The organism is Salifodinibacter halophilus, assembly GCA_012999515.1.
In the GTDB taxonomy this organism is placed as follows: domain Bacteria; phylum Pseudomonadota; class Gammaproteobacteria; order Nevskiales; family Salinisphaeraceae; genus Salifodinibacter; species Salifodinibacter halophilus.
The window spans coordinates 1-366 of record JABEEB010000061.1; the positions used below are offsets into that span (position 1 = coordinate 1).

1 protein-coding gene is annotated in these 366 nt (G+C 68.3%); it reads left to right on the plus strand.

Going from position 1 to position 366, the window contains the following annotated elements:
* Positions 1 to 117 precede the first annotated feature (117 nt).
* A partial coding sequence (locus HKX41_10685) for a LysR family transcriptional regulator (GenBank protein ID NNC24596.1) occupies positions 118 to 366 on the plus strand: 249 nt, incomplete at its 3' end.

Genomic DNA, 366 nt, shown 5'->3' on the forward strand with positions numbered 1-366 from the left:
GCCGTGGGGGACGGTGCGCCAGCTTAGGAGTGCCGCAATCGGCGAAAAACACCGTGCCGGTTCATGCTTTATGGAGCAAATGGCCATAATGGCCGCCTCGCCCCCGAGGATCGCCGCATGGACAAGCTCGGCAGCCTGCTCGCCTTCGTGCGCACCGCCCACGCCCGCAGCTTCGTCGCCGCCGCGCGCCAGCTTGGGGTTTCGTCCTCGGCGGTGGGCAAGAGCGTGGCGCGGCTGGAGCAGCAACTCGGCGTGCGCCTGCTCCAGCGCAACACCCGCAACGTCCAGCTGACCGAGGAAGGCCGCCAGTTCTACGAGCGCTGCAAGCCGCTGCTGGACGAACTGGAAGACGCCGAAGCCGCGCTG